Source organism: Halomicroarcula saliterrae, assembly GCF_031624395.1.
GTDB classification, from domain to species: Archaea; Halobacteriota; Halobacteria; order Halobacteriales; family Haloarculaceae; genus Haloarcula; species Haloarcula saliterrae.
On record NZ_JAMQON010000002.1, the window covers coordinates 222,829 to 238,502 of the forward strand.

The window sequence follows — 15,674 nt, forward strand, 5'->3', positions numbered from 1 at the left end:
GAGCTTGGTCGGGAGTCCACTTACGACTGCTGGCTCTCCCCGGCGGCGACGAACACAGTTTTGTTCCCCGGCCGAGAACTCGAACCGATGTCGCCCTCCTCGCCAGCCAGTCGGTCCAGCGACTCGCTCTGGGGCGTCCTCGTCGGGACGTATCTCGGTCTGTTAGCCACGCCGCTGGCGCTGCTCGCGGTCGTTCGTCTCGGTGTGGAAAGCGCTGGCCTGCTGTATGGCGTCTCGCTCGCCGCGCTCACGGCCGTCCTCGGACTCGGCTGGTGGGCGACCGCACGCTGGGACGGGACGGCGGTCCGGCTGGGCGCGACGCGACTGCGCTGGCTGCCGGCCGCACTGCCCGTGCCGTACGCGGTCGGGGGCTTCGCCAGCCTGTCGGCCACCGGGGTCGTCGGGCTGCTCGCGTTCTTTTTCGGGCTGGGCGCGACTGTCCTCGGGCTCGTTCTCGGGGTGATGGCCCGGACCCGATACACCGACGCGGTACTCGACGGGGTCGACATCGCGTGTGCGTTCCACGCCGGCTGGCCGGCCGCCGCCCGCCGCCGACTCGGCGTCGTCGCGGGCGCGGTAGTCGTCGTCGGGGGCGCCTGTTTCGTCGGAAGCCTGTTCACAGACGGAAGCCTCCTCCAGTTGGCAGGACAGCTGCTGTTCCCGGTCGGCTTCGTACTGTACACGTCGACCGAGAAACGGGAGTACACGGTCAGTCCCGCCGGGCTGGAACAGCGCATGCCCGTCGCCAGACGGCTCTCCCGATGGGACGCCTTCGAGAGCTATAGCCGGACAGCCGACGCGCTCGTTCTCCACCGGCCCTGCCGGCTGGACGCGCGGTTCGCCCTCTCGGACCTCGACGACCCGGACGCCGTCGAGGCCGCGGTCGCCCGGCATCTCCCGGCAGCCTGACGCCTCGGTGCGAGCGTTTTTATCCGAATACGTCCAACTCGCGTTCGTGAGTGAGTACGTTCCGACCGGCTGTGGCCCGGTCGACGAGCTGCTGGGCGGGGGGCTCGAACGCGGCGCCGTCACGCAAGTGTACGGGCCGCCCGCCGCCGGCAAGACGAATCTGGCGCTGTCGGCGGCCATCGAGGTCGCGGCCGCGGGCGACGCCGCTCTCTACATCGACACCGAGGGGCTCTCGCCGGACCGGATGGCACAGATCGCCCGAGGCCGCGCCGACGGTACCGACCAGACCGTCGACGACCTGGCCGGTCGGCTCATCGTCTCCGAGGTGTACGACTACGACGAACAGACCGAGGCTGTGCAGGACGCCGCCGAGTTCGCCGCCGAGGTAGAGCTCGTCGTGCTCGACAGCGCGACGGGACACTACCGACTGCGACGGGACGACGGCGACGGCGGCGAGACCCTGCGCGACGTCGCCCGCCAGATAACCCACCTGCTCTCGCTGGCCCGCAAACACGACATCGCGGTCGTGTTCACCAACCAGGTGTTCACGGACCCCGACAGCGACCGCTCGACGGCGCTCGGCGGCCACACGCTGAACCACTGGTCCGGCGCTATCCTCCGGCTCGACCGCTTCCGCGGCGGGAACCGCCGCGCGACCCTGGAAAAGCATCGCGCGAAACCCGCCGGCGACACCGTGCAGTTCTCCATCACTGACGCGGGACTGGCCGGCGAGGAGACCGTCGAGCCGACGCGGAATCTGGACTGACGGGAAATCGCCGCGGTCGGCGCACACCCTCGCGGCGACGGCCGCGAGGTACGTATGAGGTCTTCGGGAGCAGCGCGACCGAAGGGAGCGTGAAGGGAGTTTTTAGCGTAGATTTCTGCAAGCGGAGGTGCCCGCAGCGAGCACCGCGAGCGAGGACACCTCCCGTAGTAAAAGGTACTCTTAGTAGATGAGCGCCGCGTCGTTCTCGACCATATAGAGGGTCCGTGCGGCGATGTTGACGGCGTGGTCGCCGACCCGTTCGATGTCCCGGATGGTCAACAGGAGCCGCGACACGTCGGCCATCAACTGCTCTATCTCCGCGTCGCTGGACTCGGTGTCCATCTCGCGTTCGATGAGGTCGCGCACGACCGCTTCGGAGGCGGCCTCACACCGCTCGTCGACCAGATCGTCGGTCTCGCTGATGGTGTAACACAGGTCGGGGTCCTCGCGGTCGTAGGCGTCCATCGACTCCTCGATCATCTCGATGACGACGGTGGCGATGTCCTGGATGTCGACCTCCGGGAAGACGTCGCGTTCGGCCTCCAGAGAGTACTCCCCGAGGTTCGTCGCCAGGTCGCCGATGCGTTCGAGGTCGGTGATTATCTTGAACGACGCGGCGATGAAACGCAGGTCCGAGGCGACCGGCTGTTGCAGCGCCAGCAGGTCGATGCAGTCCTGTTCGAGGTCGAGATACAGCTGGTTTATCTCGTCGTCGCCGTCGATGACCTCCCAGGCCAGCTCTTCGTCTTTCTGCTCGATGGCAGAGAGCCCCAGCCGCAGTCGGTCCAGAACGAGTTCGGACATGTAGAGTACGTCCTCCCGGAGTGACTCCAGGAGTTCCTGATAGGATTCGCGTGGCATTGTCGGGACTCTCCGGGCCGGCCGTATCAGCCTTTCCCTTCTCCCAAAATACGCCGTCAGACGGGCGTTCGACGGTATTGTGGGGTATATAGCCCCGGGGACGGCTGGGGAGGGTGTGGCTGTGGTGAGGAGCATACCGCGCCGGAGGCGCGGTTTCACCGGACGCGAGCACCGCGAGCGTCCGGCAGTTTTTCCCCAAGTTCTTGCGAGGAGCCCTCCCGCAGCGCGCTCTCTGAGCGCGCGAGGAAGGGCGACGAAATAAAAAGTGGGTGCTAATAGATGAGCGCCGCGTCGTTCTCGACCATATAGAGGGTGCGGGCGGCGATGTTGACGGCGTGGTCGCCGACGCGTTCGAGGTCCCGGACGGTCAGCAGATACCGTTTCGTGTCCGCCAGCGTCGCCGCCACGTCGTCGGGCGAACGGTTGACCAGCGAGCGGACCAGGTCGTTCGTGGCGGCGCCACACCGCTGGTCGAGGTCGGTGTCGGCCGCGGCGACGTCGTGACAGCGCCCCGGGTCGCCGGTCTCGTAAGCGGTCAGGGCCGCCTCCAGCTGTGCCAGGGCCATCTCGCCGATGTCGGTGATGGGCACCGACGGGACGGTGTCGCCGGCCATCGCGTCGACGGCGCCGCCGAGGTTGCTCGCGAGGTCGCCGACGCGTTCGAGGTCGGTGAGAATCTTGAACGACGCGACGACGAGCCGGAGGTCCGAAGCGAGCGGCTGGTGGAGCGCCAGCAGGTCGATGCACTCGCCTTCGAGGGCCAGATACCGCTCGTTGATATCCCCGTCGGTCGTGGCGACCGCGCGGCCCGCTGTCTGGTCACGCCGCTCGTACGCAGTTACCGCTCGTTCGAGCCGCGCGGTAACGGTCCGGCCCATCTCGCAGACGTCGGCCCGCAGCGCGTCCAGTCGCGCCTCGAACGTGTCATCGGGCATGTAGGTGAACTGTGGGAGAGCGCTCGCAAAGGCGTGTCGGTGGTCGGGCGGCTACTCGTTCCAGAAGGCCCCGGTGAAGATGACGAAGACGGGGATTATCTCCAGCCGGCCGATCCACATCAGGAATATCATCAGGAGCTTGCTGGTCGCCGGGAACTCCAGGTAACTCCCGAACGGCCCGAGAAAGCCGAATCCGGGGCCGATGTTCCCGACGGTGGCGATGCTCGCACTCGCCGCCTCGAAAACGGTGAGTTCGAGCCCGACGCGGCCGGCGTCGAGCGCCAGCAGGACGGTCGCGAAGCCGAACACGAGGAAGTAGAGCATCGTGAAGCCGTAGATGGCCTGCACGACGTCCTCGTCGATGACCTGCCCGCCGAGCCGGACCGGCTTGACGGCGCTGGGGTGGGCAGTGGTAAAGAGCTGGCGGCGGATGCCCTTGAACACGACCAGCCAGCGGACGATTTTGATACCGCCGCCGGTCGACCCCGCGGAGCCGCCGATGAACATCGCCAGCAGCAACACCGCCTTGGAGGTGTCGTCCCACTTGGCGAAGTTGCTGGTCGCGTAGCCGGTGGAGTTCAACAGCGAAGCGACCTGGAACGTCGCCTGGCGCAGCGAGTTCTCGATGGCGCCCTGTGTCACGCCGCCGATGTCGAGCGGCGGGGCGGAGCCGGTAAAGAGGAGCCCCCAGAGCATGAGTGCGAGCCCGGCGTTGGCACCGAGATACACCTGGAACTCCCGGTCTTCGAGCACCGCCCCGAACTCGTCGCGCAACAGGAAGAAAAACAGCGCGAAGTTGGTCCCCGCGACGAGGATAAACGGGACGATGACCCACTGGACGGCCGGCGAGAACGCGGCGATGCTCTCGGACTGCGGGGAGAAGCCGCCGGTCGGCAGCGTCGAGAAGCCGTGGGCGACGGCGTTGTAGACGTTCATATTGGGGGCCAGTCCGGCGTAGTGCAGGGCGAGCAGGAGGACGACGAGCAGGACGGTAAACCCCAGATAGAACAGCCAGAGCAGCCGGGCGGTCTCGGCTATCTTCGGCGTCAGCTTCTGGAGCTCCGGGCCGGGCGCCTCGGAGTCGATGAGCTGGGCGCCGTTGACCGCGGCCTCCGGGAGGATAGCCACCATCAGGACGATGATACCCATCCCGCCGAGCCACTGGCTGAGCTGGCGCCACATGAGGATGGCGTGGGAGTGGCGGTCGAGCGATATCTCGCCGAGAACTGTCGCCCCGGTCGTCGTAAAGCCCGAGGTGGACTCGAAGAGGGCGTTTATCGGATGGCGCAGCGTCGACTCGGTGCCGTAACCCGCGATGAGGTAGGGGATGGCACCGATGATAGCGACAGCGCCCCAGGAGAGCGCGACCAGCAACAGCGCCTCCCGCGGGCCGAGCTGGGTGTCGTCGTCGAGGCGCTCCAGTACGAGACCGACGGTGACCGTAATGATGATAGACGCCAGAAAGGTGACGATGTCCTCGCCGTAGACGATACTGACCGCCAGCGGCACGAGCATGGCGACGGCGAGATACTTGATTACCGTGCCCGTAAACGCGACACTCTGTCGCCAGTCGACGCGGAGCGACATCACCGAACACCGTCCATTGGCCTACGGTGCCACCCCGACCCGGAAAAACCCCCCGCTATGAGCGCGGTGTCCGGAAACCGGCGTGTCGTGGCCTAGAGCTGGCTGCTCGCCGCTTCGAGCACGTCGGTGTCGACGAAGACGACGACGTGGTCCCCGCGCTCGATGACGGTGTCACCGCGGGGGATGACCAGCTCGCCGTCGCGGGTGATGGCACCGATGACGACCCCCTCGGGGAGGTTGGCGACCGACTCGCGGATGGGACGGTCGGCCAGCGTGCTGTCGCCGTCGATTTCGATCTCTAACACCTCGGCGCGGTCGGACTCGATGATGGCGACGTTCTCGGCCTGGTGTTCGCGGGTGAATCGAGTTATCTCCTCGGCGGTCGCCTCACGCGGGTTGACGGCCACGTCGACGCCGACCGCCTCGAACAGCTTGACGTACTCGCCCGAGTCGACGACGGCGACGGCCCGCTCGGCACCGAGTCGCTTCGCCAGCAGGCTCGCAAGCAGGTTCTTCTCGTCGTTGTCGAGCGTCGAGACCACGATGTCCACGTCCTCGACGTGTTCCCGTTCGAGGAACTCCCGGTCGGTGGCGTCGCTCTCGAGGACGGTCGTTCCGGGGAGGTCCTCGGCAAGCTCGCGGGCCCGGTCGTGGTCGCGCTCGATGAGCCGCGGTTTCAGGCCCCGTTCCTGGAGCAGGCGGGCCGTGTGGTAGCCGATGTCGCTGCCGCCGACGACGAGCACGTTCCGGACCCCCTCGACGCCGGGCGAGATCTCGTTTGCGAACGTGTGGACGCTCTCGGGACTGCCGATGACGACGACGTCGTCGGCCGGTCGGAGCTCGGTCTCGCCGGTCGGGATGACGACGTCGTCCCCGCGAATCAGTGCGGCGAACGTGAGCGACTCGTAGCGGTCGGCCTCCCGGACCGTCTGGCCCGCTATCGGGCTCTCGGCCGGAATCTCGAACTCGGCCATCTGGACGGTGCCGTCGGCGAACGTCTCGACGTCGTGTGCCGCCGGCATCCCGACGACGCGGGAGATGGTCTCGGCGGTCAGCAGGTTCGTCGCGACCATGTGGTCGACGCCGAACGCCCGCGAGGACTGTTGCCAGGTCCGCAGGAACTTCGCGCTCTTGACGCGCGAGATGGTGAAGACGTCAGTCACGGTGTTTGCGGTGCCACAGGTGACGATGTTCGTCTCGTCGTCGTCCGTACTGGCGATGAGGATGTCGGCGTTTCTGACGTTCGCGTCCTCGAGCGTCTCGAGGTCGGCACCGTCGCCGGCGACACCCAGGATGTCGGTCTCGTACATCAGCTCCTCGACCCGCTGGCCGTCGATATCGATGACGGCGACCTCGTGCGTGTCAGCGAGGCTGGCCGCGATGGTCGACCCGACTTCGCCGGCGCCGACGATTACGACGTACATCGGCGTCCCTCTGCCGTGTTCATAGCAGGTGCGTTCAGTCGGCCCGGTCAAGTGTATTACTATCTCCCAGCACGTCCCGAGGGTGAGTCTCGGCGCGCGAGGACTGGTTTCCGTCGGTCTCGGCGTCGCGGACCTCGCGCTGCGGGTAGCGACGAAGATGACGCGGCGCGGAAACGACCGACGGCCCTCTAGGATGCGGGATACACACTCTTAACAGAGTGCGCACTCAGTGGAGTGTATGAGCAGTAACCCCGAGGGGGCCACCGAGGACCTCCTCGACCACGTCCTCCTCCCAGTGGCCAACGAAGCGGACGCGTTGGCCACGGCGACCGCACTGAAACCGTACGGGCCGACTCGCGTGACAGCGCTCCACGTCGTCGAGAAGGGCGAGGGCGTCCCGGACAAGACTCCGGTCGAGCAGTCCGAGGAACTGGCCGAAGAATCGTACGCGGCCGTGCGGTCGGTGTTCCCCGACGCCGACGACCACACGGCCTACGACCGGCATATCGCCGAAGCCATCTTCGAGGCCGCCGACGCGGTCGGCGCCAGCGCCATCGCCTACCGCTCTCGCGGCGACGGCAGCCGGCTCATGAAGTTTCTCTCCGGCGACATCTCCCTGAAACTCGTGACGAAAGCGAACATCCCCGTGATTGCACTTCCGCACGAGAACGACCATGAGTGACGAGGAACTCGCGAAAGACCTCGGCCCGCTTGCGGCGCTGACCATCGGTGTCGGGACGATGATCGGCGCGGGTATCTTCGTCCTGCCGGGCGAAGCCATCCTCAACGCCGGTTCGCTGGCGTCGGTGGCGTTCGTCCTCGGCGGCGTCATCGCGATGTTCACCGCGCTGTCGGCCAGCGAACTCGGGACGGCGATGCCCAAGTCCGGCGGGGCCTACTACTACGTCAACCACGCGCTCGGTCCGCTGTTTGGCTCGGTCGCCGGCTGGGCCAACTGGCTCGGGCTGGCCTTTGCGAGCGCGTTCTACATGGTCGGCTTCGGCCGCTACATCGCCCGCATCTTCGGGCTGTCGGGGTCGGTCGGCGTGGGCCTCGTGTCGATGTCGGTCGTGAAACTGGTCGCGCTCGTCGGAGCGGCGCTGTTCGTGCTCATCAACTACGTCGGCGCGAAGGAGACCGGGCGGCTCCAGAACGTCATCGTGGTCGTGCTGGTCGCGATTCTCGCCGTGTTCACGTTCCTTGGGACCCTTCGGGCCCAGCCGGGGAACCTCCCGCCGGCGACGGACGTGGTCACGACGCTGGAGACGACGGGCCTCATCTTCGTCTCCTATCTCGGCTTCGTCCAGATTACGAGCGTCGCCGAGGAGATCAAAGACCCCGGCAGGAACCTCCCGCGGGCGGTCATCGGCAGCGTCGTCATCGTGACGGTCATCTACGCGCTCGTACTCGTCATCATGAGCGCGGCGGTGCCGGAGGGGTTTATCGCGGACGTCATCACCGACCCCAGCACCGAGAACCCCATCGCCGTGGTCGAGGTCGGGCAGTATCTCCAGGGTGCACTGATGGGCGGTGCACTGCTGTTTGGCGGCCTGCTGGCGACGGCCTCCAGCGCGAACGCCTCCATCCTGGCCTCCTCGCGCATCAACTTCGCGATGGGGCGTGACCGCATCGTCACGCCGGCGCTCAACGAGATTCACCCGCGCTTTGGGACACCGTATCGCGCCATCGGTATCACCGGCGGGCTCATTCTCCTCTTTATCGTCGTCGGCGACCTGACGCTACTATCGGGCGCGGCCTCGGGCCTGCACCTCATCATCTACGGCCTCCTGAACCTCGCGCTCATCGTGATGCGCTACGTCAACCCCGAGGAGTACGCGCCCGACTTCGTCGTGCCGCTCTTTCCCCTCCTCCCGATTCTGGGCGCCGTCCTCTCCTTTGCCCTGCTGGTGTTTGTCGCCACCGACGCGCTCTTGCTCACCTTCGGCATCGCGGCCGCAGCGATAGTGTGGTACGGGCTCTACGCCCGCTCCCGAACGGAGAAACAGGGTATCCTCTCGAAACACATCCTCTCGCGCTCCGAGAATCTGCCGGACGCCGCCGTCAGCGCCGCCGCGGGCGTCCAGCCCGACGGCGGGCAGTACCGCGTGATGGTGCCGCTGGCCAACCCCGAACACGAGAAGGAGCTCATCACGCTCGCAAGCGCCATCGCCAAGCAACGGGGCGGCACCGTCGTCGCCACCCACATCGTCACCGTTCCGGACCAGACGGCCCTGGCCGGCGCCGCCGAGAAGGCCGACGAGCTCGACGCCACCTCCGAGCGGCTCCTGCAGAGCGCCCGCGAAGACGCCGAGACCTTCGGCGTGGAGGTAGAGCAACACACCATCATCTCCCATAAGTCCTACGAGGCCATCTTCGACGCCGCCCGCAGCCACACCGCCGACCTCGTCGTGATGGGCTGGGGCCCCGACTCGCACGGCTCGCCCGGGCGGGCCGAGTCGGCGATGGACGAACTCACCGAAGCCGTCCCCTGTGACTTCCTCGTCCTTCGGGACCGCGGCTTCGACCCCTCGCGCATCCTGCTGCCGACCGCCGGCGGCCCGGACTCGGAGCTGTCCGCGGCGATTGCGAAGCTGCTCCAGGCCGAATACGACTCCGAGGTGACGCTGCTCAACGTCGCCGACGACGAGGAAAACGCCCAGCAGTTCCTCCAGGAGTGGGCGGTCGAACACGGGCTCGAAGACGCCAGCCTCCGAATCGAGTCGGGCGACGTGGAGACGGCCATCGAGGACGCGGCCGCCGACCACACGCTCTTGCTCATCGGCGCGACCGAGGAGGGGCTGCTCCGGCGGCTCGTCTCTGGCTCGCTCGTGCTCGACGTGGTCGACGACGTGGACTGTTCAGTGCTACTTGCGGAGAAACACCGCGACCGCGGCCTGCTCGAACGGCTACTGTAGCCGTCTGCGATTCGGCGGCGGGGACCGAACGCGGTGGGGGACGCCCTTTCCCGGCCGGGGCAGTTGACTCATCGCCGTTCGCCCCCGATTATTAATCTGTGAAATTTGGACGCGAGCCTTAAGACCACCATAATAGATGTACGAGTATGCCGGACAATCGCAGCGGCCAGAACACCCGTGACGAGGTGACCGCGGACGGCGGCGTGGTCGAGCCCAAATCGGACGGCGAGGAGGCGGTAGACATCGAGTCGCTGTCCGACAGCGAGCTCCGGGCCGCGTTCAGGGAAGTCGAGAACGAACGGGACCAGGCCCGGAACCGCGTCAGCGAACTCGAAGACACAGTCGACGACCAGCAACACCGGCTCTACGACCTCGAAGGGTCGCTGGCCGAGCTTCAGGGCGTCGTCGAGGCCAACGCGTCGGGCGACCTGACCCGCCGGGCCGACATCGACTCGAACGTCGACTCCGTCGTCGATTTCGTCTCCAGCTACAACCGGATGCTCGACGAGTGGAACTCGATGCTCAAGCAGGTCAAGGAAGTCAGTACGTCCGTCGACGAGTCGACCTCCGAGGTCGAGGAGGAGGTCGCGAAGGTCGACGAAGAGGGCGAACAGGTGAGCCAGTCCATCGGCGAGATCGCCGACGGCGCCCACGAGCAAAACGAACACCTCCAGCAGGTCGGCGACGAGATGCGCTCTATCTCCGCGACCATCGAGGAGGTGGCCGCCTCCGCGACCGAGGTCGCGAACACCGCGGAAGACTCCGTCGAGAGCGGGGACAGCGCCCAGCAGGCCGCCACCAAGGCGATAAACGACCTGGAGTCCATGGAGGTAAAGACCGAGGAGATGGTCCAGCAGGTCGAACAGCTCTCCGACCTGATGGAGGACATCGAGGAGATAACCGAGTTCATCAACGACGTCGCGGACGACACGAACATGCTCGCGCTGAACGCCAACATCGAGGCGGCGCGGGCCGGCGAGGCCGGCGCGGGATTCGCCGTCGTCGCCAACGAGGTCAAGGACCTGGCCAACGAGACGAAGGAGGCGACCGACGAGATAAGCTCGACCGTCTCGGAGGTGCGCGACCAGACCGAGACGACGGTCGAGAACATGTACGAGACACAGGAGGTCGTCTCGCAGGCCGGCAGCGCGGTCGATTCGACCATCGACGGGCTGGACGACGTGGTCCACATGATAGACCAGGTCAACTCCAGCATCAAGGAGATAGACACCGCGGTCGACGAGCAGGCCCAGACCACGCAGTCGGTGGTCTCGATGGTAGACGAGGTGAGCGCCGTCAGCGAGGAGACGACGGCGGAAGCGGAGACCGTCGCCGACGCCGCCGAGAGCCAGGCCGAGTCACTCACCGACGTGACTCAGGAGGTCGGCGAGATGTCCCGGAAGGCCGAGCAGCTGGGCTCGACGGCCTCGCAGTTCACGACCGGCGAACGACAGCACCACACCGTCTCGAAGGGCGATACCGTCATCGACTTCTGGCACGCGATGGGCGGCTCGAAGTCGCTCCTGTTGCACGACTTCGCGCGGGAGTTCGAGGAGCGACACGGCTCCGTCCACTTCCGGCTGTCCTCGCTGGGGAGTTACGACGGCGTCTTGGACGAGAGTCTGGCTGCGGCCGGGAGCGACGAGATGCCCGCCATCGCACAGATAAACGAGATCGGTAGCATGAAAGCGCGGCTGAGCGGGGCGTTCAAACCCGCCGAGCGCGTCCTGCCGGGGGCGTCGAAAGCCTCCCTGACGGACTCCGTGTCGGACTACTACACGGTCGAGGGGGAGCTCCAGTCGGTGCCGTTTAACTCCTCGAACCCAGTGCTGTGTATCAACAGGGACGCGTTCGAGGCCGCCGGGCTGGACCCGGAGAACCCGCCCGAGACCTTCGCTGGGGTCCGCGAGGCGAGTCAGCAACTCGTCGACGCCGGCGTCTGTGACTACGGCATCACCTTCGCGAACTACTCGTGGTTCGTCGAGCAGTGGTTCGCCGAGGCCGGCCAGGAACTCGTCAACGAGCAGAACGGCCGGGCCGGCGTGCCCGACAAGGCACACCTCGACAGCGACTTCGGCCGCGAGTTCTTCCAGTGGTGGACCGATATGGAGGCCGACGGCCTCTACCACAACAGCGGTATCAAGGCCCGCGGGAAGGCCAAGAAGGCGTTCCACGACGGGCGTGCGGCCATGCTCGTCGGGTCGACCTCGTCGCTGGGAAGCATCCAGTCCGGCGCCGACTTCGAGCTGAAAACCGGCTATCTACCGGTGCTCGACGAGCGCAACGGTGTCCTCGTCGGCGGCGCCTCGCTGTGGATCGGCGACGAGCTCGACCCGCAGGTCGAACAGGCCGCCGGCGAGTTCCTGGCGTGGCTGCTCGAACCGGAACAACAGGCACGCTGGCACCGCGAAACGGGGTACTTCCCCGTCTGTGACGGCGCGGCCGACCTGCTGCGAAGCGAGGGGTGGTTCGAGGAGAACCCGCACTTCGCCACCGCCTTCGACCAGTTCCAGCAGTCCTCGGACACGCCCGCGACCAACGGGGCCCAGATGGGGCCGTTCCCGGAGGTCCGGGGCATCATCGAACAGGCCCGGGCCGAGATGCCCGTCGGCGACGACGTCGACGACGCGCTCCGCGCGCTGAACAACGAGATAGAAGCGGAGCTGTACAGCTGGGAAGCGCGATAGGTCGCGGGCCCGGTAGATACTGTCCGCCATCGCGTCGAGCGCTCGGGTTGTAGCTCGGCCACGAAGTCGAGCGGACCGGCGCGGCAATCGATCGGTTAGAGGTCCCCGACCAGCCGTGCCTGTGTCAGAATCAGCTCGGCGTTGTCCGCCACCCACTCGGGGTCGCGGTGCTCACACATCGAATCGAGAATCCGCTGTTCATCGGCCGACCGCTCCGACGGTGTCTCACTCATTGGCACGTCTGTTCGGCTGCGTCGGTAATAACCGTTTCTCGGCCGCGGGCCACAGTCCGATGGGCACGTGGCTTCGGCAGCCGTCAGACGCGTACGCGGCAGTTTCTGTCTGCTCGTGTACCACGGTCGCGTCCATAGCCACCTCCCGCAGGTCCGCCTGACAGTCCTCACAGACCGACCCACTGTGTCAGCACAGACGCGCCGCTGGCGGGTCAGTGTGGACGAGAGAAATAGTACCGGTGAGCGGATTGTCGGCTGGCTCAGCCGAACATCTGGCACATTATACGCCAAGATTCAAACAGGATGTTACTATCGCGTTCCACACTATAGTGAAAAGGACCTAGCAGATAGCTAGAAATGATTGGATTGGTGCAGTATATTACAACGATTAGAGGTCGGGAATCTGTCTGGTACAAAACTGACGCATAGCACAGTAGTCGAAGTTTCCACGGGTCATAATGTCAGATTCGACGAACAAGTCGGTGAGGTTCCGTTTTGACAGCCAATCTCGCCCATTCGCTATCTTACCCGTTTCTTCGCGCTTTTGTTGCTCTGTCAGTTGGCTATCTAAATATGTGAAAACCGAACTGACAACGTCGAACCTTGGGGGAGGGTAATTCAGTCGACCCATAACGTTCTTCATGTCACTGTCAAAAAACAACACAACTGCCACATCTTTGTCCCCATACATGATATAATCGTGGATACTCTGTTCACCTTTTGTGTCATCTCCACTGTCGTGAGCGACCCGGTGCTGCGTGAGTGCAGTATCGAAATCAACGTGTGAGTTCGCTCTGAGGCAGGATTCCACCTCTTGTGCAGCGGTTTTAGTATCGCTGTTGCTTTGCAGTCCGCAGATCTCTTCTTTTACCCCCGCCGTGATCCGGAGAGAGTTTGCCTTCTTTAAATAAAGCTGACCGACTCTCGAATATACGAGACCGAGGAGTGAATCTGTATCGATAAGAACGACAGCACACATTAAAGAGGAGAACCGATTCTACAACTCTACGCCTTCAGTCACCACATCAGCAACATCGTCTCGACTCTTCACGTTAGTCCGCTCTGCTTTGGCAACGGCGATAGAACGCTCAATACCCGGGACGTCCCCAAACTGGCGCATAATGAGTGATTCACCGATCGCGCCACTTTTGAAGGCGTCGAGAGCCACCTGAACGTCGTCGAACTGGTGATTCCGAGTGGCGTGTTCGCTCATACGGTGGGGTAGTGCTGTGGTTATTATAGACTTTGGGGTTGCTTTGGTTCATAATCGCATAGTGGATTGCTCCAGAATCGCTAAGGGGCGGTAAATTTGGCCTTTTGCGAGTAGCCCGATCACAGTGGCGGTTTCGTGAGCTGTGGACACTTTATCGCTTCCCGGGTTCAAAATGAGTTTCATATTCGTAAGTGAGGAGTGGTCTCGATAGGTGTGACTGAAGGCTCCATCGGACCTACGAGTAACCCGGAGAGAAAACCCGAGTCCCGTTCGCCGACCCACTTCATTAGCGTGGGCGTCGAGGCCGACAACCCGACTCCGGTACCGATGTCGACATAGATGGGGTCCACGAGTGACTGAATAGCATCCAAGATGAGATGCGGGAGATGGCCGTACCACCGACGAGACCCAATCCTCGTTCGAAATGACGAGATAACCGATTACACCCGAGATACGAACGCAGAGACGCACCGAGTGGATTGGCTTCGGGCCGTCGACTCGGGCGTGTCCGGTGAAGCAGAGCGGGAGCGCGTGGACGAACTCCTCGTGACGTAGGCCGGTTCGTGCGTCGGACGGGTGCTGCTGCTAGATAATTATGACGTTCGCAAAGAAGTGTACCGCCGGAGTTGGTGGATTCAAGCCACCGATCGAAACAGGATTGTAATCCTATCCGAACATCTGGCGCATCATCGGGTGCATCTCCATGAGCTGCTCCTCGGCGATCTCCTCGTACAGCTTGTACGTGATGGAGACCGTCAGCAGCAGGCCCGTACCGGAGACGTTACCGATGGTGCCCATCATGTTCGCCATGACGGCCAGCAGTCCGACGAGGGCACCGCCGATGACGGTGACCTGCGGAATGTAGCGTTCGAGCACCTTCTCGATGACGCCGACGTTCTGGCGGAAGCCGGGAATCTGCATCCCGGAGTTGTGAATCTGCTTCGCGGTGGCTTCCGGGCCCATGTCCGTGGTTTCGACCCAGAAGACGGCGAAGATGGCCCCACCGATCAGCATGAACGTCAGGTCCACGCCGATGCGGATGAGGATCTGCCAGACCGGGTTCGTCGTCGCGTCGAGGAACCACATCCAGTCACCGGGCGACTGGATGGGGTTCAGGTAGTAGAAGAACCCGCCCACTGGCTGTCCGTTGTTGTTGTAGACGCCCAGCCACGCCGGCAGGCTCCCGAGCTGGTCGTTGAGGATCTGGCCCAGGAACTGGATGTTCTGCTGGAGCGCCCGGACGAGGATCATCGGCAGGACGCTCGCGTAGATGAGCTTCACCGGGAAGCGACCGCGCGCGCCTTTCACCCGGGCGTTCGAGAGCGGAATCTCGACGCGCACCGACTCGGCGTAGACGACGACTGCGAAGATGAGCAGCGTCGTCAGCAACGCGAGCAGTCGGCCGCCGCCGGGCGAGAGGAACAGCGTCTGCAGCCCGTCGATTGCGAGCACCGGACCGGTCGCCTGCTGTCCCGTGATGTACAGATACCACGTGTAGAGGATCCCGTTCTGATTGCCGAGGAACGGGGTCGACAGCAGTCCGCCCAGCAGTCGCTGACTCACGCCGGCGACGATGAACAGGCCGATACCGGAGCCGACGCCCCACTTGGAGATGACCTCGTCCATGAAGAGGATGAGGACACCGCCGACGAACATCTGGGCGAAGATGAGCGCCCGCACGCCGTCCGCACCGATGCCGAGCGACGACGCAACGGCCATGTTCGGCGGCAGGAAGTCCGCCGCGAACACCATCGGGATGCCGGTCAGGCAGATCATCACGAGCACCAGCAGCTTCTGGAGCCCCTGATAGAGGATCTGGTCGCGCGGGTCGTCCTGCGTATTCAAGCCGAGCAGGTTGGCCCCACCGAGCAACTGCAACACGATGGAGGCGGTGACGATGGGTCCGATACCCAGCTGCATGATACTCCCCTGCCCCGACGCCAGAATCGACGCGAACTGTCCGAAGACCTGCTGGCTCGCGTCGATATCGAGGCCGAACAGCTTCACGTTCGTCAGGAAGAAATACAGTATCAACACGCCGCCCGTCCAGGCCAGCTTCCGCTTGAACGGGACGTGTCCTTCCGGACGACGGACTGCGGGCATGCGGACGAGCAGCGGTTCGGCGGTGTCCTTCCAGCTCATAA

The 15,674-nt window shown here is 64.7% G+C and carries 12 protein-coding genes; 5 read left to right on the plus strand and 7 right to left on the minus strand.

What is annotated here, in order from left to right; genetic code table 11:
- Positions 1 to 87: 87 nt before the first annotated feature.
- Together NDI56_RS09115 and radB are read left to right on the plus strand one after the other, a co-directional pair.
- Positions 88 to 909, plus strand: a complete 822-nt coding sequence (locus tag NDI56_RS09115; RefSeq protein WP_310919154.1) for a hypothetical protein — start codon at positions 88 to 90, stop codon at positions 907 to 909.
- Positions 910 to 955: 46 nt separating this feature from the next.
- Positions 956 to 1,675: a DNA repair and recombination protein RadB gene (gene radB / locus NDI56_RS09120; RefSeq protein ID WP_310919155.1), complete on the plus strand. Its 720-nt coding sequence runs from the start codon at positions 956 to 958 to the stop codon at positions 1,673 to 1,675.
- A gap of 180 nt (positions 1,676 to 1,855) precedes the next feature.
- On the opposite strand, the gene phoU (NDI56_RS09125) is transcribed toward radB, so the two are convergent.
- The 4 genes from phoU (NDI56_RS09125) to trkA all read right to left on the minus strand — a co-directional run bounded on the left by phoU (NDI56_RS09125) (position 1,856) and on the right by trkA (position 6,482).
- The gene (gene phoU, locus NDI56_RS09125) at positions 1,856 to 2,536 is read right to left on the minus strand and encodes a phosphate signaling complex protein PhoU (protein WP_310919156.1); all 681 of its coding nucleotides are present in this window, start codon (positions 2,534 to 2,536) and stop codon (positions 1,856 to 1,858) included.
- 272 nt (positions 2,537 to 2,808) lie between these two features.
- Positions 2,809 to 3,471 (minus strand): phosphate signaling complex protein PhoU, encoded by a 663-nt coding sequence (gene phoU / locus NDI56_RS09130; RefSeq protein ID WP_310919157.1) that lies wholly within the window; start codon positions 3,469 to 3,471, stop codon positions 2,809 to 2,811.
- A gap of 51 nt (positions 3,472 to 3,522) precedes the next feature.
- Positions 3,523 to 5,058 carry a TrkH family potassium uptake protein gene (locus tag NDI56_RS09135; protein WP_310919158.1) on the minus strand — a complete coding sequence of 512 codons (1,536 nt, stop codon included), beginning with the start codon at positions 5,056 to 5,058 and terminating at the stop codon, positions 3,523 to 3,525.
- 92 nt (positions 5,059 to 5,150) lie between these two features.
- Positions 5,151 to 6,482, minus strand: coding sequence for a Trk system potassium transporter TrkA (gene trkA / locus NDI56_RS09140; RefSeq protein ID WP_310919159.1), 1,332 nt, complete (start codon positions 6,480 to 6,482; stop codon positions 5,151 to 5,153).
- Positions 6,483 to 6,720: 238 nt separating this feature from the next.
- Here trkA and NDI56_RS09145 point away from each other — a divergent pair, with 238 nt between their 5' ends.
- The 3 genes from NDI56_RS09145 to NDI56_RS09155 all read left to right on the plus strand — a co-directional run bounded on the left by NDI56_RS09145 (position 6,721) and on the right by NDI56_RS09155 (position 12,084).
- Entirely contained in the window at positions 6,721 to 7,164 is a 444-nt protein-coding gene (locus NDI56_RS09145; protein WP_310919160.1) for a universal stress protein, read from the plus strand.
- On the plus strand, positions 7,157 to 9,397 hold the full coding sequence (locus NDI56_RS09150) for an amino acid permease (protein ID WP_310919161.1): 2,241 nt from the start codon (positions 7,157 to 7,159) through the stop codon (positions 9,395 to 9,397). Before NDI56_RS09145 ends, NDI56_RS09150 begins: the two co-directional genes overlap by 8 nt.
- Positions 9,398 to 9,543: 146 nt before the next feature.
- On the plus strand, positions 9,544 to 12,084 hold the full coding sequence (locus NDI56_RS09155) for an extracellular solute-binding protein (RefSeq protein WP_310919162.1): 2,541 nt from the start codon (positions 9,544 to 9,546) through the stop codon (positions 12,082 to 12,084).
- 95 nt (positions 12,085 to 12,179) lie between these two features.
- Here the strand turns inward: NDI56_RS09155 and NDI56_RS09160 are convergent, their stop codons facing one another.
- The 3 genes from NDI56_RS09160 to secY form a co-directional block, all read right to left on the minus strand.
- Positions 12,180 to 12,317, minus strand: a complete 138-nt coding sequence (locus NDI56_RS09160; protein ID WP_310919163.1) for a hypothetical protein — start codon at positions 12,315 to 12,317, stop codon at positions 12,180 to 12,182.
- Between the two features lie 997 nt (positions 12,318 to 13,314).
- Entirely contained in the window at positions 13,315 to 13,530 is a 216-nt protein-coding gene (locus tag NDI56_RS09165) for a hypothetical protein (RefSeq protein WP_310919164.1), read from the minus strand.
- A gap of 666 nt (positions 13,531 to 14,196) precedes the next feature.
- Entirely contained in the window at positions 14,197 to 15,672 is a 1,476-nt protein-coding gene (gene secY, locus NDI56_RS09170) for a preprotein translocase subunit SecY (protein WP_310919165.1), read from the minus strand.
- Positions 15,673 to 15,674 lie beyond the last annotated feature (2 nt).

Bases quoted from the DNA above. Each gene is read 5' to 3' on its own strand.
- phoU (WP_310919157.1), bottom strand. From the start codon at position 3,471: ATGCCCGATGACACGTTCGAGGCGCGACTGGACGCGCTGCGGGCCGAC.
- NDI56_RS09155 (WP_310919162.1), top strand. From the start codon at position 9,544: ATGCCGGACAATCGCAGCGGCCAGAACACCCGTGACGAGGTGACCGCG.
- trkA (WP_310919159.1), bottom strand. From the start codon at position 6,482: ATGTACGTCGTAATCGTCGGCGCCGGCGAAGTCGGGTCGACCATCGCG.
- NDI56_RS09135 (WP_310919158.1), bottom strand. From the start codon at position 5,058: ATGTCGCTCCGCGTCGACTGGCGACAGAGTGTCGCGTTTACGGGCACG.
- secY (WP_310919165.1), bottom strand. From the start codon at position 15,672: ATGAGCTGGAAGGACACCGCCGAACCGCTGCTCGTCCGCATGCCCGCA.
- NDI56_RS09165 (WP_310919164.1), bottom strand. From the start codon at position 13,530: ATGAGCGAACACGCCACTCGGAATCACCAGTTCGACGACGTTCAGGTG.
- phoU (WP_310919156.1), bottom strand. From the start codon at position 2,536: ATGCCACGCGAATCCTATCAGGAACTCCTGGAGTCACTCCGGGAGGAC.
- NDI56_RS09145 (WP_310919160.1), top strand. From the start codon at position 6,721: ATGAGCAGTAACCCCGAGGGGGCCACCGAGGACCTCCTCGACCACGTC.
- NDI56_RS09150 (WP_310919161.1), top strand. From the start codon at position 7,157: ATGAGTGACGAGGAACTCGCGAAAGACCTCGGCCCGCTTGCGGCGCTG.
- NDI56_RS09160 (WP_310919163.1), bottom strand. From the start codon at position 12,317: ATGAGTGAGACACCGTCGGAGCGGTCGGCCGATGAACAGCGGATTCTC.
- NDI56_RS09115 (WP_310919154.1), top strand. From the start codon at position 88: ATGTCGCCCTCCTCGCCAGCCAGTCGGTCCAGCGACTCGCTCTGGGGC.